21 protein-coding genes and 1 tRNA gene are annotated in these 24,152 nt (G+C 71.5%); 1 reads left to right on the top strand and 21 read right to left on the bottom strand.

The genetic code is table 11. From position 1 onward, the window contains the following. Window positions 1-12: 12 nt before the first annotated feature. The 18 genes from atpE to ACZ3YL_RS18945 all read right to left on the bottom strand — a co-directional run bounded on the left by atpE (window position 13) and on the right by ACZ3YL_RS18945 (window position 20,637). Complete coding sequence (gene atpE / locus ACZ3YL_RS19030; protein ID WP_097236234.1) at window positions 13-249, bottom strand: ATP synthase F0 subunit C; 237 nt, start codon at window positions 247-249, stop codon at window positions 13-15. Between the two features lie 93 nt (window positions 250-342). Next, window positions 343-1,155, bottom strand: coding sequence for a F0F1 ATP synthase subunit A (gene atpB / locus ACZ3YL_RS19025; protein WP_317620911.1), 813 nt, complete (start codon window positions 1,153-1,155; stop codon window positions 343-345). 285 nt (window positions 1,156-1,440) lie between these two features. Beyond that, entirely contained in the window at window positions 1,441-1,884 is a 444-nt protein-coding gene (locus ACZ3YL_RS19020) for a hypothetical protein (protein WP_188302978.1), read from the bottom strand. 296 nt (window positions 1,885-2,180) lie between these two features. Continuing rightward, complete coding sequence (locus ACZ3YL_RS19015) at window positions 2,181-3,461, bottom strand: MraY family glycosyltransferase (protein ID WP_188302979.1); 1,281 nt, start codon at window positions 3,459-3,461, stop codon at window positions 2,181-2,183. A gap of 181 nt (window positions 3,462-3,642) precedes the next feature. Next, complete coding sequence (locus ACZ3YL_RS19010; protein WP_465658595.1) at window positions 3,643-4,917, bottom strand: serine hydroxymethyltransferase; 1,275 nt, start codon at window positions 4,915-4,917, stop codon at window positions 3,643-3,645. Window positions 4,918-5,003: 86 nt separating this feature from the next. Further along, on the bottom strand, window positions 5,004-5,681 hold the full coding sequence (locus ACZ3YL_RS19005; RefSeq protein ID WP_411292880.1) for an arsenate reductase/protein-tyrosine-phosphatase family protein: 678 nt from the start codon (window positions 5,679-5,681) through the stop codon (window positions 5,004-5,006). Beyond that, window positions 5,678-6,325 (bottom strand): L-threonylcarbamoyladenylate synthase, encoded by a 648-nt coding sequence (locus ACZ3YL_RS19000; protein ID WP_188302981.1) that lies wholly within the window; start codon window positions 6,323-6,325, stop codon window positions 5,678-5,680. Before ACZ3YL_RS19000 ends, ACZ3YL_RS19005 begins: the two co-directional genes overlap by 4 nt. Before the next feature lie 239 nt (window positions 6,326-6,564). Continuing rightward, window positions 6,565-7,431: a peptide chain release factor N(5)-glutamine methyltransferase gene (gene prmC / locus ACZ3YL_RS18995; RefSeq protein WP_188302982.1), complete on the bottom strand. Its 867-nt coding sequence runs from the start codon at window positions 7,429-7,431 to the stop codon at window positions 6,565-6,567. 63 nt (window positions 7,432-7,494) lie between these two features. Continuing rightward, window positions 7,495-8,571, bottom strand: coding sequence for a peptide chain release factor 1 (gene prfA, locus ACZ3YL_RS18990; RefSeq protein WP_188302983.1), 1,077 nt, complete (start codon window positions 8,569-8,571; stop codon window positions 7,495-7,497). Between the two features lie 149 nt (window positions 8,572-8,720). After that, window positions 8,721-8,942 (bottom strand): 50S ribosomal protein L31, encoded by a 222-nt coding sequence (gene rpmE, locus ACZ3YL_RS18985; protein WP_030235761.1) that lies wholly within the window; start codon window positions 8,940-8,942, stop codon window positions 8,721-8,723. Window positions 8,943-9,149: 207 nt separating this feature from the next. Next, window positions 9,150-10,274, bottom strand: a complete 1,125-nt coding sequence (locus ACZ3YL_RS18980; RefSeq protein ID WP_465658592.1) for an LCP family protein — start codon at window positions 10,272-10,274, stop codon at window positions 9,150-9,152. Window positions 10,275-10,414: 140 nt separating this feature from the next. Then, a complete protein-coding gene (gene rho / locus ACZ3YL_RS18975) occupies window positions 10,415-12,553 on the bottom strand; it encodes a transcription termination factor Rho (protein ID WP_465658590.1) in 2,139 nt (712 codons plus the stop codon). Window positions 12,554-13,144: 591 nt separating this feature from the next. Then, window positions 13,145-14,083, bottom strand: a complete 939-nt coding sequence (thrB, locus tag ACZ3YL_RS18970; protein WP_188307932.1) for a homoserine kinase — start codon at window positions 14,081-14,083, stop codon at window positions 13,145-13,147. 368 nt (window positions 14,084-14,451) lie between these two features. Next, window positions 14,452-15,549 (bottom strand): threonine synthase, encoded by a 1,098-nt coding sequence (thrC, locus tag ACZ3YL_RS18965; RefSeq protein ID WP_465658588.1) that lies wholly within the window; start codon window positions 15,547-15,549, stop codon window positions 14,452-14,454. 10 nt (window positions 15,550-15,559) lie between these two features. Continuing rightward, a complete protein-coding gene (locus ACZ3YL_RS18960) occupies window positions 15,560-16,852 on the bottom strand; it encodes a homoserine dehydrogenase (RefSeq protein WP_188307934.1) in 1,293 nt (430 codons plus the stop codon). A 137-nt stretch (window positions 16,853-16,989) separates the two neighbouring features. Then, complete coding sequence (gene lysA, locus ACZ3YL_RS18955; protein ID WP_188307935.1) at window positions 16,990-18,381, bottom strand: diaminopimelate decarboxylase; 1,392 nt, start codon at window positions 18,379-18,381, stop codon at window positions 16,990-16,992. 89 nt (window positions 18,382-18,470) lie between these two features. Further along, a complete protein-coding gene (gene argS / locus ACZ3YL_RS18950; RefSeq protein WP_188307936.1) occupies window positions 18,471-20,132 on the bottom strand; it encodes an arginine--tRNA ligase in 1,662 nt (553 codons plus the stop codon). Window positions 20,133-20,217: 85 nt separating this feature from the next. After that, window positions 20,218-20,637 (bottom strand): response regulator, encoded by a 420-nt coding sequence (locus ACZ3YL_RS18945; RefSeq protein WP_317621339.1) that lies wholly within the window; start codon window positions 20,635-20,637, stop codon window positions 20,218-20,220. 189 nt (window positions 20,638-20,826) lie between these two features. On the opposite strand from ACZ3YL_RS18945, the gene ACZ3YL_RS18940 reads away from it, so the two are divergent. Beyond that, window positions 20,827-20,898 (top strand) — tRNA-Arg (locus tag ACZ3YL_RS18940). 104 nt (window positions 20,899-21,002) lie between these two features. Here the strand turns inward: ACZ3YL_RS18940 and ACZ3YL_RS18935 are convergent. The 3 genes from ACZ3YL_RS18935 to ACZ3YL_RS18925 all read right to left on the bottom strand — a co-directional run bounded on the left by ACZ3YL_RS18935 (window position 21,003) and on the right by ACZ3YL_RS18925 (window position 24,058). Then, on the bottom strand, window positions 21,003-22,013 hold the full coding sequence (locus ACZ3YL_RS18935; RefSeq protein ID WP_465658581.1) for a trypsin-like serine peptidase: 1,011 nt from the start codon (window positions 22,011-22,013) through the stop codon (window positions 21,003-21,005). Between the two features lie 113 nt (window positions 22,014-22,126). Beyond that, entirely contained in the window at window positions 22,127-22,303 is a 177-nt protein-coding gene (locus ACZ3YL_RS18930) for a PfkB family carbohydrate kinase (RefSeq protein WP_465658667.1), read from the bottom strand. A 126-nt stretch (window positions 22,304-22,429) separates the two neighbouring features. Further along, on the bottom strand, window positions 22,430-24,058 hold the full coding sequence (locus ACZ3YL_RS18925) for an MFS transporter (protein ID WP_465658576.1): 1,629 nt from the start codon (window positions 24,056-24,058) through the stop codon (window positions 22,430-22,432). Window positions 24,059-24,152: the final 94 nt, after the last annotated feature.

The following is a 24,152-nucleotide window of genomic DNA, read 5'->3' as shown; positions in this document are numbered from 1 at the left end:
GGTGCGCCGGAATTACTTGCCGGTACCGAACACGAACGGCATGACGATGCCGATGAGCGCGAGCGCCTCGGTCAGCGCGAAGCCGATGAACATGTTGGAACGGATGAGACCGGCGGCCTCGGGCTGGCGGGCCATGGCCTGGACACCGTTACCGAAGATCAGACCGACGCCGATGCCGGGGCCGATGGCGGCAAGGCCGTAACCGACGGAAGCGATGGAACCGACGACGCCCTCAGCGATCATGGTCATTGCAGTTGTGTCCTTTGCAGGGGGTGGTGAACCGGTGGTGATTGGCCACCGGGCGATCCGGATGGTGGTTCAGGAGAGGCCAGGGCCTCAGGCTCAGTGCGCCTCTTCCAGGGCACCGGCGATGTAGCTGCTGGCCAGCATCACGAAGATGTAGGCCTGCAGGAACTGGACCAGCAGCTCGAAGGCGGTCAGGCCGACGGCGACGATGAACGAGGCCGAGCCGTAGAGCGCGCCCAGGGAAGGGCTGAGCAGGTACCAGGAGGCGATGGAGAACATCACGATCAGCAGGTGGCCGGCGAACATGTTCGCGAAGGCTCGGACCGCGAGCGTGAAGGGGCGCACGAAGATGTTCGAGAAGAACTCGATCGGCACCAGGATGAACATGACCCAGCCGGGGATGCCCGACGGCCAGCAGAGGTTCTTCAGACCGCCGACGAAGCCGTGCTTCTTGAAGGTCAGCGTCATGTAGGTGATCCACACGACCGCCGCGAGGCCGGCCGGGAACGCGATCGCCGCCGTCACGGGGAACTGTGCGAACGGGATGATCGACATGATGTTCAGCAGCCACACGAAGAAGAACATCGAGACCAGCATCGGGACGTACTTCTCGCCCTTTTTGCCGATCGTCTCCAGCACGATGGAGCGCTTGACGAAGTCGTAGCCGATCTCACCGACCAGCTGCAGCTTGCCCGGCACCAGGCGCGGCTTGGCGAAGGCGGCCCAGAAGAAGACGACCACCAACACTGCGACGATCATCGACAGCAGCATCGGCTTGTTGAAGTAGAAGCTGCCGACGGTGAAGATCGGCTTGAAGTCGAATTCGTTCAGACCCGGGGCCGGGAAGCCGCAGCCAGCGTCCCCGAAGTGGCAACTGCCTGAGGCGAGGGACGTGAGTTCAGCACTCACCACGGACTCCTTCGTCGTGACGCATGGATACGGCAACCTCGGTGTGTCGGCGTGGCCTGCGGCCACGGAACGGCACTGGAACTTGATGGGTTTCTCGCCGACCCCGCGCGACGGCTCGCTGCGCGACTGCGGGATCATCGAAGACTGCGCGGGTCCGGGGGGCGATCGATCCGCTGTGCGGACAGACCAGGCCTCTTCCCGTACTCCGTTGTTGCGACGGACGATAGCAGGCCGTCAGTGCGGCATAAACACCGCCCCCCTCGTTGGGGGGACAGCCAGGCCTCGTCACTGTTGACGTCCCGAGTCGGAGGGCTTGTCGCCCTTCTTTTCCGAGGCGTCGGTGTCGACGTAGAAGGTCTTGGCCTTGAGTGCGCCGCGCACCTGGAAGCCCGTCCAGATCAGGGCGCAGCCCAGCAGGGTGAAGGCGAAGGCCTGCCGGTTGAACAGTTCGGTGTTCTTGAAGATCGCGAGCACGATGCCGACCAGCAGGATCTGCGTGGTGTACACCAACAGCCCCGCGGCCATCATCATCTGAGGGTTCGACCTGGTCAGCCGGTCGAGCGCGATCTGGCCGAAGGTGAAGAAGGCCATCACCAGCAGTGCGCCGAAGAAGGCGCCGAGCAGGCCCTTCCCACCGGCAACAGCGAACGAGATCGCCATGGCGATGATCCCGGCGACCGCAGTGGGAATCGCGGCGCCTCGGAGGATCCGGGCGTCGTTGGACGGCATGTCGGCAGCTCCGGCGGCATGTCGAGGTGGCGGGGGACGGGCACAGATGGTGGCGGGGTGGCACCGGACCGAGTGGCCGCCGCCGGGCCGCCCGCGAGGCGGGCCCGTCGAGGGAGACCGACCAGGGACGGAAGTCCTCCACCTGTCAGGTCTTTCGGCGTGTTCTCGGTACTCGTGAACGGTATCACAAACTATTTGATGAGAGCTTTACCATGAATGTGTGGCACCTGTCACACCGACGGAGCAACGGTTCCGCCGAACGAGTGAGCCCACTTGGCGGGTCGTCAACTTCCCTGTCACCGACGGCCGGTGGCCTTGCCGTGGCCGGAGGCCGCGGACGAGTCCCGGTCGGCTTCACCGAGAAGTTGCTTGTCCTTCGCCGAGAGTTCGGCCATCGGCGCGGCGGACGACCGCCGCCGGTACCGCGGCGGGACGAAGGACTGCACCGCCCGGGGCGCCCGCGGCCGGAACCGCGGGGTCAGCAGCACCACCAGGCCGACCAGGCAGAGCCCGGCGAGGGTCAGCACCACCGTGCGGCCGGTGTTGGTCACCGAGAAGGCGACCGTGCCGAAGGCGATCAGCGCCGCCCAGAAGTACATGATCAGCACGGCCCGGCTGTGCGAGTGCCCGACCTGGAGCAGCCGATGGTGCAGGTGGCGCTTGTCGGCGGCGAACGGGGACTGGCCGGCCCAGGTGCGGCGCACCACCGCGAGCAGCAGGTCGGCCAGCGGCAGCGCGATGACCGTCAGCGGCAGCAGCAGCGGGATGTAGATCGGCACCAGGGTGTGCACGGTGGCGGTCTGCGAACCGGTCTCACTGTTGATCAGGTCCGGGTCCACCCGGCCGGTGATCGAGATCGCGGCGACGGCCAGCATCAGGCCCAGCATCATCGAGCCGGAGTCGCCCATGAAGATCCGCGCGGGGTGCATGTTGTGCGCCAGGAAGCCGATGCACATGCCGATCAGCAGCACGCTGAACAGCACGGCGGGGGCCGCGTCGGTGATCGCGTAGCCGTACCAGAGCCGGTAGCTGTACAGGAAGAACGCCATCGCGGCGATGCAGACCATGCCGCCCGCCAGGCCGTCCAGGCCGTCGATGAAGTTCACCGCGTTGACCATGACGACGACCAGGGTGACCGAGATGACCATGCCCTGGGTCGGGCTCACCGCGACCGGGCCGACACCGGGCACCGGGAGGGTGATCACCGTGACGCCCTGCCAGACCATCACACCGGCGGCGATCATCTGCCCGCCGAGCTTCACCAGGGCGTCCACGCCCCACTTGTCGTCCAGCACCCCGAGCAGGAACATGATCCCGGCGCCGGACAGCAGCGCGCGGATGTCACTGCCCCCGTTGAACACCTTGCTCAGGTTGTCCAGCTGCGAGGCGACCAGGATGCCCGCGCACAGCCCGCCGAACATCGCGATGCCGCCGAGCCGCGGAGTGGGCTCGCGGTGCACGTCGCGGGCGCGGACCGGAGGCATCGCACCGGCCGCGATGGCGAACTTCCGGACCGGGCCGGTCAGCAGGTAGGTGACGGCGGCGGTGCAGAACAGCACCAGCAGATACTCACGCACCACTGGCCTCCTGCATCACTGTCGAACGGGGAGGTACCGAAGGTACTCCCCTGCCGTCCCGGGGTTCGAGGTGCGTCGCCACGGCACACACCTTATTGAGTCGGACGCCCGGGACGTGCATCGCGGTTCGTCCTCCCGCGTAGGAGATCCGGATACCTGTGGACGCCCGCCCCTCCCGGGCTCACCCGGCGAAGGCCGCCGCCAGCCCCCGGACCCGCTCCGCGACCGGCGCGGACGCCTCCCCGGCGAGCAGCCGGGCGATCAGTCCGGCGATCTCGGCCAGCTCCGCCTCGCCCATCCCCTGGCTGGTCACGGTGCCCGTGCCCAGCCTGATCCCGGAGGCGTCCGCGGCCGGCGCCGGGTCGAACGGCAGCGCGCACTTGCCGAGCAGCAACCCGGCCGCCGCGCAGCGCCGTTCGGCCTCCGCGCCGGTCACCCCGAGCGGACTGACGTCGGCGGTCACCAGGTGGGTGTCGGTGCCGCCCGTCACAGGGCGCACACCGGCCTCTGCGAGCCCCCTGGCGAGCGCCTGCGCCCCGGACACCGTCCGCTGCGCGTACGCCCGGTAGGCGGGCGTCCCGGCCTCCGCCAGCGCCACCGCCTTGCCGGCCACCTCGTTCATCGCCGCGCCGCCCTGGCTGAACGGGAACACCGCCCGGTCGATCCGCTCGGCCAGCTCCGCAGTGGACAGCAGCAGGCCCCCGCGCGGGCCGCGCAGCAGCTTGTGGGTGGCCGCCACCGTGACGTCCGCGTACGGCACCGGGGAGGGCGCCACCCCGGCCGCGACCAGGCCGGTGGTCTGCGCGACGGAGGCGATCAGATAGGCGTCCACCTCGTCGGCGATCTCCCGGAAGGCCGCCCAGTCCGGGTGCCGGGGGTGGGAGATCGAACCCGCCACGATGGCCTTCGGACGGTGCTCCCGGGCCAGCTCGCGCACCTGGTCGAGGTCGATCAGGCCGTCGGCCTCGCGCACGCCGTAGCCGGTGAAGTCGAACCAGCGGCCGGAGAAGTTGGCCCGCGAGCCGCAGGTGAGGTGGCCGCCGTGCTCCAGCGACATCGCCAGCACCCCGTCACCGGGCCGCAGCAGCGCCGCGTACGCCGCGAGCATCGCCGAAGTCGCCGATCGGGGCTGGACGTTGGCGTGCGGGGCGGCGAACAGCCCGCGCGCCCGGTCGATCGCCAGCAGCTCCGCGGCGTCCGCCAGCGCGCAGCCGGTGTGGTGCCGCCGGCCCGGGTAGCCCTCCGCGTACTTGTCGATCAGCGGGCCGGTCAGCGCCGCCAGGACGGCGGGGGTGGTGAGGTTCTCCCCCGCCAGCAGCTGGATCGTCTCGGCGCGCCGCTCGGCCTCGGCGGCCAGCAGGTCGGCGATCTGCGGATCAGCCCGGTGCAGCGCCTCGGACACCCACGGGCGCCCCCTCGTCGCGGTCGAGGCGGTCACGGCATCGGTGACGGTCATGGCAGGCTCCCGGGCGCTGCAGGGACGGTCCACCCAGGGTATGACCGGGTCGCACGCTCAGCACGGCGACGCGGGGCCGTTCGGGCCTAGCGCGGCGCCGGGACGCCGGTGAGCGCCGTCACCACCGGGTCGACCGCGTGGAATATCTCCTCGCCGCAGTTGCGGAACATGCCGATAGGCGCCCCGTACGGGTCGTCCACCTCGTCGGACTCCGGGGTGGCGGCCAGCAGCCAGCCGCGCAGCGCGGCGGCGGCCCGGACCAGCGCGCGGGCGCGCTCGGTGACGTCGGCGCCGCGGCGCGGGTCGGGCAGGGTGCCCGGGTCGATCGTCCGCACCAGCCGGGTGAACTCCTTCAGCGTGAAGGTGCGCAGGCCCGCCTCGTGGCCCATCGAGATCACCTGGGCGCGGTGGTCCAGGGTCGCGGTGAGCACCAGGTCGGCCTCGACCACGTGCTCGTCCAGCAGCTCCCGGCCGGTGAAGCCGCCGCTGTCGGCGCCGTACTCGTCGAGCACGGTCACGGCGTGGTCCTCCATCGGCGCGCCCACGTGGCCCCAGGTGCCGGCGCTCTCCACCAGGATCCGCCCGGCCACCCGGGGGCTGAGCCGGGTGTCCAGCTCACGCCGGGTGAGCCGCTCGGCTATCGGCGAGCGGCAGATGTTCCCGGTGCAGACGAACAGGATCCGGAAGTGGTCCAGCGGCCTGGGGCCCACGGCCAGGTACGGCGCTATGCCGGGCCCGTCATGGAGCGAGGCGATGGGTGTCAACTTCCGGCCTCCAGGTCGGGGACGACCTCCCTCAGCTGCTCGATGCTGATCGCGCCGGCCCGCAGCAGGACCGGGACCTTGCCGGTGACGTCGACGATGGACGAGGCGGTGGCGTGGTCGGCGTTCCCGCCGTCCAGGTAGACCGAGATCGCGTCGCCGAGCTGGGCCTGCGCCTCGTCGCAGGTCGCCGGGGACGGACCACCGGTCTTGTTGGCGCTGGAGACGGCCAGCGGGCCGGTGGCGTTCAGCAGCTCGATGGCGACCGGGTGCAGCGGCATCCGGACCGCGACGGTGCCACGGGTCTCTCCGAGGTCCCAGCGCAGCGAGGGCTGGTGCTTGGCGACCAGGGTGAGACCGCCCGGCCAGAAGGCGTCGACCAGCTCCCAGGCCTGCTCGGAGAAGTCGGTGACCAGGCCGTGCAGGGTGGTCGGCGAGCCGACCAGGACGGGCGAGGGCATGGTGCGGCCACGGCCCTTGGCGGCCAGCAGGTCACCGACGGCCTCCGGGGAGAAGGCATCCGCGCCGACCCCGTAGAGGGTGTCGGTGGGCAGCACGACGAGTTCGCCGCGGCGGATGGCCGAGGCGGCCTCGCGCAGGCCGGTGGCGCGGTCCCCGGCGTCGGCACAGTCGTAGCGGCGGCTCATCGGTGCGGTCCCCTTCCGAAATGGCACATGACGTTCACGGCGCGGCTTTACGGGCGGTCGTGCTGTGCTCGATGTTCACGACCCGACCCTTCGGGCGGTCGTGCTGTGCTCGATCTTCACGACCCGACCCTTCGGGCGGTCGTGCTGTGCTCGACCTTCACGACCCGACCCTCCGGGCGGTCGTACTGTGCTCGATGTTCACGACCCGACCCTCCGGGCGGTCGTGCTGTGCTCGATCTTCACGACCCGACCCTCCGGGCGGTCGTGAAGCGCGGCCGGTTGTTCAGGTCGCGGTGGTCGGCGGTGTCCGTCCAGCCGCGTTCCTCGTTGAAGATCCACGGCACCTGGCCGCCCTGCTGGTCGGCGTGCTCGATCACCACCGCGCCGCCCGGGCGCAGCAGCCGGGCGGCGACCCGCTCGATGCCGCGGATGGTGTCCAGGCCGTCCTCGCCGGAGAACAGGGACATCTGCGGGTCGTGGTCGCGGGCCTCCGGCGCGACGTACTCCCACTCGGTGAGCGGGATGTACGGCGGGTTGGAGATCACCAGGTCGAAGCGGCCGTCCCAGGAGCGGTCGTCCTCGAAGGCCTTGGTGGCGTCCCCGGCGTGCAGGGTGACCCTGGCGCGGTCCGGGCTGGCCTCGATGTTGCGCCGGGTGTACTCCAGTGCGCCCTCGTCGAGTTCGAAGGCGTGCACGGTGGAGCGCGGCAGTTCCTGGGCCAGGGCGAGCGCGATGGCGCCCGAGCCGGAGCACAGGTCGACCACCAGCGGCTCGGCGACGTCCATGTCGCGCACCGCGTCTATCGCCCACTCGACGACCGTCTCGGTCTCCGGCCGGGGCACGAAGACCCCGGGGCCGACCTCCAGTTCGAGGTAGCGGAAGAACGCCCGTCCGGTGATGTGCTGCAGCGGCTCGCGGGCCTCGCGGCGCGAGACCGCCTCCCAGTAGCGGGCGTCGAAGTCCGCGTCCTTCACCGTGTGCAGCTGGCTGCGCTTGACGTTGTGGACGTAGGCGGCGAGTTCCTCCGCGTCGAAGCGCGGCGACGGCACGCCGGCCGCGGCCAACCGCTGGGTGGCCTGGGCCACCTCGGCGAGCAGCAGGTTCATCCGTACGACCTCATGTTTCTGCGCTCCGGCTTCGGGCTTGCGTCGGGCTGGGGCGCGCCGGTCTCAGTTCTCTTGGGCCGCGGCGAGCTTGGCCGCCGCGTCCTTGTCGACGCAGGACTGGATCACCGCGTTCAGCTCGCCGTCCAGGACCTGGTCCAGGTTGTACGCCTTGAACCCCGTGCGGTGGTCCGAGATGCGGTTCTCCGGGTAGTTGTACGTCCGGATCCGCTCGGAGCGGTCCACCGTACGGACCTGGCTGCGACGCGCGTCCGAGGCCTCCCGCTCGGCCTCCTCCTGCGCGGCGGCCAGCAGCCGCGAACGCAGGATGCGCATCGCCTGCTCCTTGTTCTGCAGCTGGCTCTTCTCGTTCTGGCAGGACGCCACGATACCGGTCGGCAGGTGGGTGATCCGGACCGCCGAGTCGGTGGTGTTGACCGACTGGCCGCCGGGGCCGGAGGAGCGGTAGACGTCGATCCGCAGGTCGTTGGCGAGGATCTCGACCTCGACCTCCTCCGCCTCGGGGGTGACCAGCACGCCCGCCGCGGAGGTGTGGATGCGGCCCTGCGACTCGGTGGCGGGGACGCGCTGCACGCGGTGCACGCCGCCCTCGTACTTCAGCCGGGCCCAGACGCCCTGGCCGGGTTCGGCGTTGCCCTTGGTCTTCACGGCCACCGAGACGTCCTTGTAGCCGCCGAGGTCGGACTCGTTGGCGTCGATGAGCTCGGTCTTCCAGCCGATCCGCTCGGCGAAGCGCAGGTACATCCGGAGCAGGTCGCCGGCGAACAGCGCGGACTCCTCGCCGCCCTCGCCCGCCTTGATCTCCAGGATGACGTCCTTGTCGTCGTTCGGGTCGCGCGGGACGAGCAGCAGCCGCAGTTCCTCGGTCAGCTCGTCGCGGCGCGCCTCGGACTCCTTCACCTCGGAGAGGAACTCCGGCTCCTCGGCGGCGAGTTCGCGGGCGGCCTGGATGTCCTCGCCGGCCTGCCGCCACTGCCGGTAGGCCCGGGTGATCGGGGTCAGCTCGGCGTAGCGCTTGGCCAGCTTGCGGGCGTTGTTCTGGTCCGCGTGGACGGACGGGTCGGCCAGCCTCGTTTCGAGGGAGGCGTGCTCGACGAGGAGCTCTTCGACTGCCTCGAACATGGGGTGGCCTTCTTCCCGTGGGGGCTCGGAACGTGTGGGGATTTCGGAACGGTGGTGCTGCGGAACGCGCGCTGGGACGCGAACGGCGCCGGTTCGCGGCGCCCCCGACATCGAGTACGGGGGCACCGGGAACCGGCGCCGAGGGAGCGCTAGGCCTTCGCGCTGTGCTGCTTGCCGAAGCGGGCCTCGAAGCGGGCCACGCGGCCACCGGTGTCGAGGATCTTCTGCTTGCCGGTGTAGAACGGGTGGCACTGCGAGCAGACCTCGGCGCGGATCTCGCCACTGGTCTCGGTCGAGCGGGTGGTGAACTCGGCGCCGCAGGTGCAGGTCACGCGGGTGACCACGTACTCCGGGTGAACGTTGGACTTCAAGGGGTTCTCCTAGTTTTCGGGAGGGCACCGGGTCGGCGGCTGGGAGAGCCGCACGTGAACCGGGACCGACGGACCAGTCTGCCAGGACCGGCCGCATCTTCCCAAACCGGGACCCGTTCCGGGATATTCCGGGCAGCCGACGGACGAACGGCGGGCCGCCGACGGGCCGCCGACGGACGGCGGGCTGGCGCCGCCCGCAGGGCCCCGTCAGCGCCGCGCGGTGGCCGTCGCGGCGGACTTCGGGGCGGCCTTCGGAACAGCCGTCGGGGAGGCCGTGGGGGCCGCCTGGGCGGGGTTCTCGGGCTGGGCCGAGACGACGGTCTGCGGGACCGGCTGGTCGGCCCTGAGCGCCGCCCAGACGCTCCCGGCCTGCGGCTGCTGCTCGACCACCCGGTTGGGGTCGCTGGGGGCGGTCACCACCGGCAGGGTCACCATGGTCAGCTGGTCCGGTCCGATCCCCTTGAGTTCCTGCACCAGCCCCACCAGCGAGTTCACCGAGCCGAGCGCGGAGTCGGTGGTGATGCTCCTGGTCATGGTGTCGCCGATCGACCACAGCTTGACCGGGTCGGAGAACAGCCCGATCCCGCCGGCCTGCTGGAGCAGCGACTTGACCATCTGCTTCTGCAGCTCGATCCGGCCGAGGTCGCTGCCGTCGCCGACGCCGTGCCGGGTGCGCACGAAGGCCAGCGCCTGCTGACCGTCGAGGTGGTGCTGCCCGGCCGCCAGGTCGAGCCCGCTGTCCTTGTCGTGGATGGCCACCGTGGTGGTCACGGTGGCCCCGCCTATCGCGTCCACGACCCGGGCGAAGCCGGCGAAGTCGACCTGGAGGTAGTGGTCCATCCGCAGCCCGGTGAGCTGCTCGGTGGTCTTGACCGCGCAGGCCGCGCCGCCGGACTCGAAGGCGCTGTTGTACATCGCGCGCTTGACCGCCGGGACGGCCTTGCCGCCGCTGTCCGTGCACTGCGGGCGGTCGACCAGGGTGTCGCGCGGGATCGAGACGATCGAGGCCCGTGAGTGGTCCTGGCTGATGTGCACCACCATCGCGGTGTCGGAGCGGGCGGAGTCGCCGGTGTCCCCGCCGGCCAGGTCGCCGTTCTCGCCGACCCGGGAGTCGGAGCCCAGCACCAGGATGTTGAAGGAGCCGTCGGTGGCGGCCGGGGGCCGGGCGTCACCGAGGCGGGAGTCGATGTCGACGCTCTTGATGTTGCCGTCGAGCTTCAGGTACGCGTACGCACCCGCCCCGCCGCCGACGACGACGAACGCGGCGAACGCGCAGGCGGACCACCGCAGGACGCGGCGGCGGCGACTCGGGATCCTCTTGTGCTCGGCCATACGGTCCAGAGTAAATCGGACAAGAAGATCAAATAGTCCCAAGCTGTCCCAACTCTGGAACAAAGCGGCCACGAACGCACGGAACCCCGGACCGCTCGCGCGGTCCGGGGTTCCGTGCTTCGACAACCGTCCGGCTACGGTCAGTCGTTGGAGCCGGGGGTGGTCTTGGCGATCTGCATCAGGAACTCGGCGTTGCTCTTGGTCTGCTTCATCTTGTCCAGGAGCAGCTCGATCGCCTGCTGCGAGTCGAGCGCGTGCAGCACCCGGCGCAGCTTCCAGACGATGGCCAACTCCTCGCTGCCGAGCAGGATCTCCTCCTTGCGGGTGCTGGAGGCGTCCACGTCGACGGCCGGGAAGATGCGCTTGTCCGAGAGCTTCCGGTCGAGCTTGAGCTCCATGTTGCCGGTGCCCTTGAACTCCTCGAAGATCACCTCGTCCATGCGCGAGCCGGTCTCGACCAGCGCGGTGGCCAGGATGGTCAGCGAGCCGCCGTTCTCGATGTTGCGCGCGGCGCCGAAGAACTTCTTCGGCGGGTAGAGCGCGGTCGAGTCGACACCACCGGACAGGATGCGGCCGGAGGCCGGCGCCGCCAGGTTGTAGGCGCGGCCCAGGCGGGTGATCGAGTCCAGCAGGATGACCACGTCGTGGCCCAGCTCCACCAGGCGCTTGGCGCGCTCGATGGCCAGCTCGGCGACGGTGGTGTGGTCCTCGGCCGGGCGGTCGAAGGTGGAGGAGATGACCTCGCCCTTCACCGACCGCTGCATGTCGGTGACCTCTTCCGGACGCTCGTCGACCAGAACGACCATCAGGTGGCACTCGGGGTTGTTGTGGGTGATCGCGTTGGCGACCGCCTGCAGCACCATGGTCTTGCCGGTCTTCGGCGGCGCGACGATCAGACCGCGCTGGCCCTTGCCGATCGGCGACACCAGGTCGATGATCCGGGTGGTCAGCACGCCCGGGTCGGTCTCCAGGCGGAGCCGGTCCTGCGGGTACAGCGGGGTGAGCTTGTTGAACTCGGGGCGGCCGCGGCCGGTCTCCGGGTCCATGCCGTTGACGGAGTCCAGCCGCACCATGGCGTTGAACTTCTCGCGGCGCTCGCCGTCGCGGGGCTGGCGCACCGCACCGGTGATGGCGTCGCCCTTGCGCAGGCCGTTCTTGCGGACCTGGGCGAGCGAGACGTAGACGTCGTTCTGGCCCGGCAGGTAGCCGGAGGTGCGCACGAACGCGTAGTTGTCGAGGATGTCGAGGATGCCCGCGACCGGGATCAGGACGTCGTCCTCGCCGATCGGCGTCTCGACGGGACCGGCCTCGAAGCCCTCGCGGCCGCGACGGCCACGACGGTCGCGGTAGCGGCCCCGACGGCCACGACGGCCGTCGCCGAACTCGTCGTCGTCGTAGCCGCCCTGCTGGGCCTGCGGCTGCTGGGCCTGCTGGCCCTGGCCGCTCTCGCGGCGCTGCTGGCCTTCGCCCTGGGTCTGCTGCTGGCCCTGCTGGCCGCCCTGGCGGTCGGTCCGCTCGCGGCGGTTGCGGCGGTCGCGGCGCGACTCGCGGCCGTCGCCGTCCTGCCCGGCCTGGGCCTCGCCGGCGTCCTGACGCTCGGTGCGCTCCGGGCGGTCGGTGCGCTCCGGGCGGTCGGAGCGGTCGGTGCGCTCCGGGCGGTCGCGGCGGTCACGGCGGTCACGACGGGTCTCGCGACCCTCCTCGCGGCCCTCGAAGCCACGGGTCTCGGCCGCGCGCTCGGCCTGCTTGGGCTCGGCCACCGCGACGGTGGCGGCCTCGGCGGGGGCCTCGGTGGCAGCGGCCCCGGCCGGGGCGGTGGGGGCGCCGGCGGCCGAGGTGGCGCGGCGGCGGGTGCGCTCGGTACGGGCCGGCGCGGCGGTCTCGGCGGCGGCCTGGACCGGGATCTCGATCTGGGCCTGCGGCTCGGCGGCCGGGGCCGCGGCAGCGGCGGCGGCCTTGGTGCGGCGGGCCGGCTTCTCGGCCGGGGCCTCGGCGTCCGCCTTGGCGGCGGTGCGCTTGGCGGCCGGAGCGCCACCGGCGGCGAGCAGCGGGTCTCCGCCGCTCTTCTCCTTGATGGTCTCGATCAGCTGGCTCTTGCGCATGCGTCCGGTACCGGTGATGCCCAGGTCCGCGGCGAGCTTCTGCAGCTCGGCGAGGACCATGCCGTCCAGGCCGGCGGCGGCACTGCGGCGGCGGCGGGCCGGGGCAGCGGGGGCGGCGGCTGCGTCCGACGCTTCGGCGTCCGGGCGCGCGCCCATCAGATCGGTGGAGTCGCTCACTAAGGGTCCTTCCCTGGAGCGGACGTCGGCCTGTCTGGCTCGGCGACCGGTTGTGCTGTCCTGACCAACGCTCGACTGCGTCGGTCCGAGGCGGTGATCCCTCGAACGGCGGGAGCCTGTCGAGGGAGGGCTGCGAGGTGCGGTGCGTGAAGCACGGTGGTGCTGAGGTGGCGCGTGGGCGGGCCGTGTGTCGGCCTCCCCAGAGGGCGTTGCCCCCACGCTGCCTGCGAATCCCGGGCCCCCGTCGCGTGACGGTGGCCCGCGCTCCGCCCGTCCTGTGCCTCGAGGTGGGAGGCCGCGGGTGGGAGTCAGGTGCCGTCACGGCTTCGGGATGCGGCCGCATGTCGCGCAGGCAGGCTGCGTACGCGCTGCGGTGGGCTCCCGGAGAATCGTCGCCCCGGACATCGTGGCGGTTCCACGGCAGTGGAACGCTGGGATCGGGACGCGGCGCACCGAGCCCCGGAGGGCACCTGGTGCAGCAATGAGGTTAACACTACCGACCCCCTCAGACATTCCCCGACCTCGGGCTTGCCAATCGTGTCCGGACGGCCCGGCTCGGCGCCGGGCCGTCCTGCCTGCTCAGCGGGCAGTTCAGACGTCCAGCGGGAGCACGGTGGCCCCGGTGCGGTCGACGCCGAGCCGGTGCGCGGCGAACGCCGGGTCGCCGCCGTGGCCGTGGTGTCCGGCAAAGGAGAGCACCTTGTCGACGCCCGCCTCGTCGGTGAGCGCCAGCACGGTCGGACCGGCGCCGGAGATGACCGCGGGGACACCCTCCGCGCGCAGCACGCCGACCAGCGCGGCGCTGTCCGGCATGGCGGAGGCGCGGTAGTCCTGGTGCAGCCGGTCCTCGGTGGCGGCGAGGAGCAGTTCGGGCCGCCGGGTCAACGCCTCCACCATCAGCGCGGAGCGGCCCGCGTTGACGGCGGCGTCGGCCAGCGGGACGGTCTTCGGCAGCAGGCCGCGGGCGGTCTCGGTGAGCACCTCGCCGGCCGGGACGAACACGACCGGGACGACCTGCTCGGAGGGCTCCAGGGCGACCGCCCTGGCCGCCTCCTCGTCGGTCCAGGCGATGGTGAAGTTGCCGCGCAGGCAGGCCGCGACGTTGTCCGGGTGGCCCTCCAGCTCGGAGGCGAGGGCCAGCAGCGCGTCGTCGTCCAGCGCGGACGGGCCGCCGATGGTGACGGCCCGGGCCGCCACGATGCCGGCGCAGATGGCGGCCGAGGAGGATCCCAGGCCGCGGCCGTGCGGTATCCGGTTGGCGCAGACCACTTCGAGGCCGCGCGGCTGGCCGCCGAGCCGGTCGAAGGCGGCCCGCATCGAGCGGACCAGCAGGTGGCGCTCGTCCCGGGGCAGCGTCTCGGCGCCCTCACCGGCGATGTCGACGGCAAGACCGGAGTCGGAGACCCGGACGACCACGTCGTCGTAGAGACTCAGCGCGAGCCCGAAGGCGTCGAAGCCCGGGCCGAGGTTGGCGCTGGTCGCGGGAACCCTGACCCGGACGGCGGCGGCACGGAACGCGGGACCGGCCATGCGGTGGACTCTCCTGGAGAAATCGGGCGGCGCGGAGCGCGTCGTCGGTGCGAGGGTGGGGGAAGGGCCGCGGACCACTCGGGTGTGGCGGTCACAGTCGTCGGCGCGGCCCGTACGTAGGACGGGCCCGGGGCATGTGCCACACGGCCGAACCCAGAGTATCGAAGAGAGGTTCCCCAGTGGTACACCCCGTGGGCCTTCGATCTGGTGTGTTGCCGGTTCTGGCCGGAATGCGCACCCCTCCCGGTCAGGGAGGGGGGTGGAATCGGATCGGAATGCGAAGCGGAATTGACACCAAAGTGTCACCGGAGAACTTTGACGGGCCGACCCCCGAAAGGGGCGGCCCGTCGAAGTGTCAGACCCCGTCGTCAGTCGAGCAGTCCGAGCCGCTGGGCCGCGGCCGCCGGGTCGACCGGGACGATCTGCGGCTGCGGCGCGCCGGCCACCGCCCAGTCCGGGTCCTTGAGTCCGTTGCCGGTCACCGTGCAGACGATCCGCTGGCCCGGGTCGACCAGGCCGGCCTCCGCCTTGGCCAGCAGGCCGGCCACCGAGGCGGCCGAGGCGGGCTCCACGAAGACGCCCTCCTGCGAGGCCAACAGCCGGTAGGCGGACAGGATCTGACGATCCGTCACCTTGTCGATGAGGCCGCCGGACTCGTCCCGCGCGGCGAGCGCGAAGTCCCAGGAGGCCGGGTTGCCGATCCGGATCGCGGTGGCGATGGTCTGCGGCTTGAGGACGGGCGCGCCGTCCACGATCGGGGCCGAGCCGGCCGCCTGGAAGCCCCACATCCGCGGGGTGCCCGCGGCCATCCCGTCGGTGGCGTACTCCCGGTAGCCCTTCCAGTAGGCGGTGATGTTGCCCGCGTTGCCGACCGGCAGGACGTGGATGTCCGGGGCGTCGCCGAGCATGTCGACGATCTCGAAGGCCGCCGTCTTCTGGCCCTCGATCCGCACCGGGTTCACCGAGTTGACCAGCGCCACCGGGTACTTCTCGGACAGTTCGCGGGCCAGCGTCAGACAGTCGTCGAAGTTGCCGTCGACCTGCAGGATCCGGGCGCCGTGCACCAGCGCCTGGCCCATCTTGCCCAGGGCGATCTTGCCCTGCGGGACGAGCACCGCGGAGACCATCCCGGCCCGCACCGCGTACGCGGCAGCGGAGGCCGAGGTGTTGCCGGTGGACGCGCAGATGACGGCCTGCGCGCCCTCCTCCTTGGCCTTGGAGATGGCCATCGTCATCCCGCGGTCCTTGAAGGAGCCGGTCGGGTTGGCGCCCTCGACCTTGAGGTAGACCTCGCAGCCGGTGCGCTCGGAGAGCACCTGGGCGGGTACCAGGGGCGTGCCGCCCTCCAGCAGGGTGACCACCGGGGTGGCCGCGGTGACCGGCAGGCGGTCCCGGTACTCCTCGATCAGGCCGCGCCACTGGTGGGTGTGCGCGCCTCGGACGACGTTCTCGGCAACGGCGTTCATGGCTGGTTCCTTATTCCCCTTCGACCCGCATGATGCTGGCCACGTCCCGCACGCTGTCCAGCGCGCGGAGCTTGTCGACCGTCGCCGACAGCGCGGCGTCGGTGGCACGGTGGGTGACCACGACGAGCGAGGCGTCGCCGTCGCGGCCCTGCTGGCGCACGGTGTCGATGGAGACGCCGTGCTCGGCGAAGACGGACGCGACCTGGGCGAGCACGCCCGCCCGGTCGTCCACGTCCAGGCTGACGTGGTAGCGGGTGACCACCTCGTCCATCGGCTTGGCGGGCAGCCGCGTGTACACGGAGTCACCGGGACCGGTGGACCCGGCCAGCTTGTTGCGGCAGACCGCGACCAGGTCGCCGAGCACCGCGGAGGCGGTCGGCGAGCCGCCCGCGCCGGGGCCGTAGAACATCAGCCGGCCGGCCGCCTCGGCCTCGACGAACACCGCGTTGTACGCCTCGCGGACGGACGCCAGCGGGTGCGAGAGCGGGATCATCGCCGGGTGGACGCGCGCGGTGACGGACTCGCCGTCGGCGGCGCGCTCGCAGATCGCGAGCAGCTTGACCACGGCGCCCATCTCCTTGGCGGAGGCGATGTCGGCGGCGGTCACCTCGGTGATGCCCTCGCGGTAGACGTCCGCCGCGGTGACCTTGGTGTGGAAGGCGATCCCGGCCAGGATCGCGGCCTTGGCGGCGGCGTCGAAGCCCTCGACGTCGGCCGTCGGGTCGGCCTCGGCGTAACCGAGCGCGGTGGCCTCCTCCAGCGCCTCCGAGTAGCCGGCGCCGGTGGTGTCCATCTTGTCGAGGATGAAGTTGGTGGTGCCGTTGACGATGCCCAGCACCCGGTTGACCTTGTCCCCGGCGAGGGACTCGCGCAGCGGGCGCAGCAGCGGGATCGCGCCCGCCACCGCGGCCTCGTAGTACAGGTCGACCCCGGCCGCGGCGGCGGCCGCGTGCAGTTCGGTGCCGTCCTGGGCGAGCAGCGCCTTGTTGGCGCTGACCACCGAGGCGCCCTGCCGGAAGGCGGACAGGATCAGCGATTTGGAGGGCTCGATCCCGCCCACCACCTCGACCACCACGTCGATGTCGCCCCGGCCCACCAGGGCCTCGGCGTCCGTGGTGATCAGGTGCTCGGGCACTCCGGGACGCACCCGGCCGGCCCGGCGGACCGCGATCCCGGCGAGCTCGACCGGGGCACCGATGCGAGCGGCGAGGTCGTCGGCCGTCGTCGTCATGATGCGCGCCACCTCGGAGCCCACCACACCACAACCCAGCAACGCCACCTTCAGCGGGCGCGTACGCATCATCCGACTCCGCTCTGCATTCTTCGTCTTCGGTATTTCCGGCGGTTATTCGGGGGCCGCCGGGAACTTCGGTCCGTACCAGTCTCGGGGACTTTCCGCACGGATCTACGGTCGTTCCATGATCTGAGACGAGAATTTCGTCATCCGATATCCAGGCGCAGGAGATCTTCCTCCGTCTCGCGCCGGACGATCACCCGGGCCGCACCGTCCTTGACGGCGAGCACGGGGGGCTTGAGGGCGTGGTTGTAGTTGCTCGCCATCGAGCGGCAGTAGGCGCCGGTGGCGGGCACCGCGATCAGGTCGCCCGGGGCCAGGTCGGCCGGCAGGAAGGCGTCCCGGACGACGATGTCACCGGACTCGCAGTGCTTGCCGACCACCCGGACCAGCATCGGCTCGGCGTCACTGGTGCGCGACACCAGGGCCACCGAGTACTCGGCGTCGTACAGCGCGGTGCGGATGTTGTCGGACATCCCGCCGTCCACGCTGACGTAGGTGCGCAGGCCCTCCAGCGGCTTCACCGTGCCGACCTCGTACAGGGTGAACGCGGTCGGGCCGACGATCGCCCGGCCCGGCTCCACGCTCAGCCGGGGGGTGCTCAGGCCCGCGGCGGCGCACTCCCGGCGGACGATCTCGGCCAGCGCGGCGGCGATCTCGGCCGGCTCGCGCGGGTCGTCCTCGCTGGTGTACGCGATGCCCAGGCCGCCGCCGAGGTCGATCTCGGGCAGTTCGACGCCGTGCTCGTCGCGGATCCCGGCCAGCAGGCCGACCACCCGGCGGGCGGCGACCTCGAAGCCCGCCATGTCGAAGATCTGCGAGCCGATGTGCGAGTGGATGCCGCGCAGCTCCAGGCTGTCGTGGCCGAGCACCCGGCGCACCGCCTCGGCGGCCGCTCCCCCGGTCAGCGACAGGCCGAACTTCTGGTCCTCGTGGGCGGTCGCGATGAACTCGTGGGTGTGCGCCTCGACGCCGACGGTGATCCGGATCAGCACCCGCTGGCGCACGCCCTGGCGGGCGGCGATCGCGGCCAGGCGCTCGATCTCCGCGTAGGAGTCGACCACGATGTGCCCGATCCCGGTCTTCACCGCGTGCTCGAGTTCGTCCACCGACTTGTTGTTGCCGTGCAGCGCGATCCGCTCCGGCGGCATCCCGGCGGCCAGCGCCACCGCCAGCTCGCCGACGCTGCACACGTCGAGGTTGAGGCCCTCCTCGTGCAGCCAGCGCACGATCGCCTTGGAGAGGAACGCCTTCCCGGCGTAGTAGACGTCCGCGTCGGTGCCGAAGGCGTCCCGCCAGGCGCGGGCCCGGGCGCGGAAGTCCTCCTCGTCCAGCACGTAGGCCGGGGTGCCGAACTCGGCCGCCAGCCGCTTGACGTCGATCCCGCCGACGGTGGCCACGCCCTCGGCGTCACGGGCGACGGTCCGTGACCAGACCTTGGGGTCGAGCGCGTTCAGGTCGGCCGGCGGGGCCTGGTAGTGGCCCTCGGGCAGGACGTCGCCGTGGCGGGGGCCTGCGGGGTGTGCGGAGCGACTCATGTCGACAAGTCCTTCGAGACCTATGGCGAGGGGCGGCGACGGTCCCCGTTGACCGTCAGCCGCCCCCGCTGTGCGCTTGGGGGTGGTGCTTACATCCGCTCGGGCGCCGTCACGCCCAGGAGCGTGAGGCCGTTGGCGACGACCGTGCGCGTCGCGTCGGCCAGCCAGAGGCGGGCGCGCGTGAGGTCCGTGACCTCCTCGTCGCCCCGGGGCAGGATGCGGCAGTTGTCGTAGAAGCGGTGGTACTTGGCCGCCAGCTCCTCCAGGTACACGGCGACCCGGTGCGGCTCGCGCAGCTCGCCGGCCGCGGCCAGCACGCGCGGGAACTCGCCGAGGTGGCCGAGCAGGTCGGACTCCCAGTCGGTGGCCAGCAGCTCCGGCTTGAAGTCCTCGGCCGCACCGCGCGTGATGCCGTGCTCGTCGGCGTTGCGCTGCACCGCGCACATCCGCGAGTGGGCGTACTGGACGTAGTAGACCCGGTTCTCGTTGGTCTGGCTGGTCAGGATGTTGATGTCCAGCGTGATCGTCGAGTCCGTGGAGGAACGCGCCAGGGTGTAGCGGGCGGCGTCGACGCCGATCCACTCGACCACGTCGTCGATCGTGATGATGTTGCCGGCCCGCTTGGACATGCGGACCTCTTCGCCGTCGCGAAGCATCTTCACGAACTGGCCGATCTTCACCTCGATGTTGCGGTTCATGTCGTCGCCCGCGCAGGCCGCGATGGCCTTGAGGCGGTTGACGTAGCCGTGGTGGTCGGCGCCCAGCATGTAGAGCGCGACCTCGGCGCCGCGGTCCCGCTTGGACAGGTAGTACGCGGCGTCGGCGGCGAAGTAGGTCTTGTCGCCGTCGGCCTTGACCAGGACGCGGTCCTTGTCGTCGCCGAAGTCGGTGGTGCGCAGGAAGACCGCGCCGTCCTGGTCGAAGACGTGGCCCTGCTCGCGCAGCCGGTCGATGGCCTTCTCGACGGCGCCGGAGTCGTGCAGCGTCTTCTCCGAGAACCACACGTCGAAGTGGGTGCCGAACTCGTCCATCGAGCGCTTGATCTCGGCCACCATGAGCTTGAGGCCCTCGGTGCGGAAGACCTCCAGCTGCTCGGCCTCGGGCAGGTCGAGCACGCCCGGGATCGCGTCGGTGAGGGTCTTGGCGATGTCGACGATGTACTCGCCGACGTAGCCGCCCTCGGGCACCTCGCGGCCGTTCGCGGCGGCCTGCAGGGAGGCGGCGAACTTGGTGATCTGCACACCGGCGTCGTTGAGGTAGTACTCGGTGGTGACGTCGGCGCCGGAGGCCCGCAGCACGCGCGCCAGCGAGTCGCCGACGGCGGCCCAGCGGACGCCGCCGATGTGGATCGGGCCGGTCGGGTTGGCGGAGACGAACTCCAGGTTGATCTTCAGGCCCTTGAGGGCCTCGTTGCGGCCGTAGGCCTCGCCCGCCTCGACGATGGTGCGGGCGAGCGCACCGGCGGTGGCGGTGTCCAGGGTGATGTTCAGGAAGCCCGGACCGGCGATGTCGACCTTGGCGACGCCGGTGATCCCTCGCAGGCGTCCGGCCAGGACCTCGGCAATGGCTCGCGGCGGCTTGCCGGCCGCCTTGGCGAGCTGGAGGGCCACGTTCGTCGCGTAGTCGCCGTGGTCCCGGTTCTTGGGCCGCTCGACCGTCACGTGCTCGGGCACGGCGACGGACAGCTCGCCCGCCTCGACGGCGGAGCTCACTGCGGCCTGGATTGCCTGGGAAAGGTCTGCGGGGGTCACGACGCCAAGCGTAGGCGAGACGGGGTACCCGCCCGCCACTCGGTTTGCCGGTTGAGACGCCGCGGCACCGCTCCGCCGGGGGGTGTCAGCCGCGATCAGTCCGTTCTGTTCGCTCAGGGCGAAACGCTTCGGACCGTTCCCCGGCCCGCATCAACCGCCGGACCAGGGCCACCAGGTCGGCGGGGTCGAAGGGCTTGCCGAGGTAGCCGTCCACCCCGACCGCCTCCCCCAGGTCGAGGTCCGCCGGGGTGCAGGCGCTCACGATCGCGATCGGCAGCCCGCTGGTGTCCGGGGTCGCGCGCAGCCGGGCCGCCGTCCGCAGGCCGTCCAGCCGCGGCATCATCACGTCCAGCGTCACCACGTCGGGCTTCACCCGGCGGATCACCTCCAGGCACTCGGCGCCGTCGGCGGCGGTCACCACCTCGAAGCCCTCCAGCTCCAGGTTGACCCTGATCAGCTGGCGGATCACCTCGCTGTCGTCCACCACGAGGACCCGCCCGGACACTCCCGACACCTCACCGAGGGTATCGGCGACCCCAGCGCCCCGTCCGGCCTTTGGGCACTTCCGCCCACCGGACCGCCCGGCCCGCCCGGCCCGCCCCGACGATCTTTCCGGAAACCCGTGCACGGACGCCGCTGGAAGCCTGGTAGTGTTCATCCCGTCGGAACGCGCAAGTGACCGACAGGCCAAGAGGCCCCCGTAGCTCAGGGGATAGAGCACCGCCCTCCGGAGGCGGGTGCGTAGGTTCGAATCCTACCGGGGGCACTTCGCAGCAAGTGCAACTGAGGCCCAGATCAGTGGAGTTGAATCCACGGATCTGGGCCTTCGTCATGCCCGGGCACGGCTGCCCCCGGGCCGGTGCCGGCGGGTCAGGGGGCGCTGCCCTCGACCTGGGTGTACAGGGTGGCGATGGTGTGGTCGAAGTAGGCGCTGTACGAGGTGTCGTCGGAGTCGCCGCCCTGCTGGTAGCCGCCGATGGCGCCGACCACGTCACCGGTGGCGGTGTTGATCCACGGGCCGCCGCTGGTGCCGGCCGGGTAGGCCGGGCACTGGACGGCGCGCTGGTAACTGCTCTGCTGCCCGGTGGTGTTGGTGCACAGGCTGGGCGCCTCGGCGTCGGCCGGGTAGCCGTAGAGGCGGACGGTGGCGCCGAAGGGCTCGTCGGTGCCCAGCTTGTTGCCGCCGACCACGTCCTCGACCTTGCGGCCGTTGTTGGGGGCGGTCTCCAGGATCGCGAAGTCCTCGTCCACGTCACCGTTCTGGGACCAGCCGGCGGCGGTGTGCACCGCGGTCACCCGCCAGGTGCCGTACGGGGCGGAGCCGTCCCGGTAGCCGGGGGCGAAGGTCACGCCGTCGGCGCTGCTGAGGCAGTGGGCGGCGGTCAGCAGCAGGTTGCCGGTGGCGCTGTGCAGCACGCTGGCGGTGCAGAAGTGGTTGCCGGCCGCGACCGGACCGCTGAACAGGGCGCCGACGGTGGAGGTCTCCCGGTTGTCGGCGGGGGCGGAAGCGGTCGTCCCGAACGCCGCGCTGTGCACGTCGGGGGTGGCGGGGGCGGAGGCTGGGACGGTCGGGGTGTCGGTGGCCGTCGGGGCGTCCCCGGGGGCCGGGGTGTCGCCGGGAGTCGGCGCCGCGCTCTGGGTGGTGTCGGCGGCCGGGCCGGGCGAGGCGGGCGCCGCCGTGGTGGCGGCCGGGGAGGCCGCCGGGGCGGGCGAGACGGCCCGGACGCTGCGGGCCTCCTTCCCGGCGGCCGTCGCGTCGGACAGGCCGAACCCGTGGGTGCCGGCCACCACGCTGGCCACCACGACCGCGGACAGCGCGGTGAACAGCGAAGGGGCCAGCAGGCGGTGGCGGCGGGACCTTGCGCGGCGGTGATCGCCCATTTCTGACTCCCCTGCCGTGGTCGGTGGCGCCTCGTTCGGTCCATGACTATGACGCCTCAGCCTGGAAGGCGCGTTACCGCAGGCTTGGAGCTCGATGAGAATCGCTCACCGGGTCAGGAGGGTATCCAAGGCGGCCGCCGCGATGAAGCCGGTGTGCGTCCCGCGGCGGAGGTGCGGGCGAAGGCCCCCGCGGCCGAGCCGGCCCGGGCGCGGTCCCGCGGCGGGTGGCCGCGGAACCAGGCGCACCGGAAGCCGGCGGCGAAGGCGTCCCCGGCACCGTCGGTGTCCACCACCGGGCATCACCCGCTCGGCGGCACGACGGCGCCTCCTCGATCCCCGGACGGTGGCCAGGAGTCGAGCAGGCGCCGGAGGTTGACCGCAGACCTTGCTGCAAGCTTTCAGTCGGGGCGCTCCCGTCAGTCGGCCGGTGGCCGCTCCGCCCCCGTCTCCGCCCGGACCCCGGGCTGCACATGGGCCCGCACATCGGCGATGGCCGCGGCCCTGGGGCTCGGCCGGCCGTCCAGGACGGCCCCGTCCACCACGGACCCGTCCACGGCGGCGGGCACCTCCACCGCGCCCGGGACGGCGGTCGCCTCACCGGGCGCCGGACGGTGGTCGATCATCAGGAAGGCGACCAGCGCGGCCAGCAGCAGCACGCCCATCGCCACCCAGGTCGCGACCACGTAGCCGTGCACCGCGCCCTGGGCCCGCACCAGCGGACCGCCCGCGAGCCGGGTCGACAGGTACGAGGCGGTGGCGCTGGCGGCGATCGTGTTCAGCAGTGCCGTACCGAGTGAACCGCCCACCTGCTGGGCCGAGTTGATGGTGGCCGAGGCCGCGCCGGCCTCGTTCGGGGCGACCCCGAGGGTGGCCAGGCTCATCGCCGGCATGAACACCAGGCCCATGCCGAAGCCGATCAGCAGCACCGAGGGCAGCACCATCGCGGCCCACGGGCTGTCCACCTTCATCTGGGTCAGCCAGGCCATGCCGCCGGCGGCCAGCAGCAGCCCGGGGGTGATCAGGTTCCGGGACGGCACCCTGGTCATCAGCCGGGCCGCGACGCCGGTCGAACTCAGCACGATGGCAGCCGTCATCGGCAGGAAGGAGATGCCGGAGACCACCGGCGAGAAGTGCTTGATCGCCTGCATGTAGTACGTCAGGAACAGGAACAGGCCGAACATGCCGACCATGGCCAGGCCCACCGAGAGCGCGCCGCCACCGCGGTTGCGCTCGGCCACGATGTGGATCGGCAGCAGCGGGTGCGCGGAGCGCTTCTCGACCAGGACGAACACCCCGAGCAGCACCACGCCCAGCAGCAGCGATCCGATCACCAGGCCGTCGCTCCAGCCCCGGGTGACGGCCTCGGAGGTGCCGAACACGATGGCCAGCAGGCCGCCGCAGCCGAGCAGCGCCCCGGGCAGGTCGAGCTTGATCCGGCGCCCCTTGGCGATGTGGTCGCGGTTGAGCACCCGGAACGCCGCGAGGGCGGTGACCACGGCGATCGGGGAGTTCACGAACAGGCACCAGCGCCAGTTCAGGTACTCGGTCAGCAGGCCGCCGGCGATGAAGCCGATCGCGGCGCCGCCACCGGCGATCGCGCCGAAGATGCCGAAGGCCGTACTGCGTTCCTTCGGGTTGGAGAAGGTGGTGGAGAGCAGCCCCAGCGCGGAGGGGGCGAGCAGGGCGCCGAACGCGCCCTGGAGGGCGCGGGCGCCGAAGAGCATGGCCGGGCTGACCGCCGCGCCGCCGAGGGCGGAGGCGAGGGCGAAGCCCAGGAGGCCGATGATGAAGACGCGCTTGCGGCCGAAGAGGTCGCCCAGCCGGCCGCCGAGCAGCAGCAGCCCGCCGAAGGCGAGGGTGTAGGCGGTGATCACCCACTGCCGGTCCGCGTCCGAGATGCCCAGGTCTCGCTGGGCCGATGGCAGTGCGATGTTCACGATGGTGATGTCGAGGACGATCATGAGCTGGGCGATGGCGATGACCGCCAGCGCCCACCAGCGGCGGCTGTCCGCTTCCTCATGACCGGTGACGGCTTGAGCAGACACTGGTCGAGCCTTCCGAACGGGGGACGGAGAGGTCACGCAGTCGCCTTCCAGCCAAACGCCGCCCCAGGGGAATGGCAAGGAAAAACCTCACCAA

This window comes from Kitasatospora sp. NPDC023176, from assembly GCF_055560495.1.
Note: the sequence above shows the minus strand (reverse complement) of the source record. Positions and strands in the feature narration are given on the sequence as shown.

Coding starts and splice junctions, on each gene's coding strand:
- atpE (WP_097236234.1), bottom strand. CDS start 249: ATGACCATGATCGCTGAGGGCGTCGTCGGTTCCATCGCTTCCGTCGGT.
- ACZ3YL_RS19020 (WP_188302978.1), bottom strand. CDS start 1,884: ATGCCGTCCAACGACGCCCGGATCCTCCGAGGCGCCGCGATTCCCACT.
- ACZ3YL_RS19010 (WP_465658595.1), bottom strand. CDS start 4,917: ATGACCGTCACCGATGCCGTGACCGCCTCGACCGCGACGAGGGGGCGC.
- ACZ3YL_RS19000 (WP_188302981.1), bottom strand. CDS start 6,325: ATGAGCCGCCGCTACGACTGTGCCGACGCCGGGGACCGCGCCACCGGC.
- prmC (WP_188302982.1), bottom strand. CDS start 7,431: ATGAACCTGCTGCTCGCCGAGGTGGCCCAGGCCACCCAGCGGTTGGCC.
- prfA (WP_188302983.1), bottom strand. CDS start 8,571: ATGTTCGAGGCAGTCGAAGAGCTCCTCGTCGAGCACGCCTCCCTCGAA.
- ACZ3YL_RS18980 (WP_465658592.1), bottom strand. CDS start 10,274: ATGGCCGAGCACAAGAGGATCCCGAGTCGCCGCCGCCGCGTCCTGCGG.
- thrB (WP_188307932.1), bottom strand. CDS start 14,083: ATGGCCGGTCCCGCGTTCCGTGCCGCCGCCGTCCGGGTCAGGGTTCCC.
- thrC (WP_465658588.1), bottom strand. CDS start 15,549: ATGAACGCCGTTGCCGAGAACGTCGTCCGAGGCGCGCACACCCACCAG.
- ACZ3YL_RS18960 (WP_188307934.1), bottom strand. CDS start 16,852: ATGATGCGTACGCGCCCGCTGAAGGTGGCGTTGCTGGGTTGTGGTGTG.
- lysA (WP_188307935.1), bottom strand. CDS start 18,381: ATGAGTCGCTCCGCACACCCCGCAGGCCCCCGCCACGGCGACGTCCTG.
- ACZ3YL_RS18935 (WP_465658581.1), bottom strand. CDS start 22,013: ATGGGCGATCACCGCCGCGCAAGGTCCCGCCGCCACCGCCTGCTGGCC.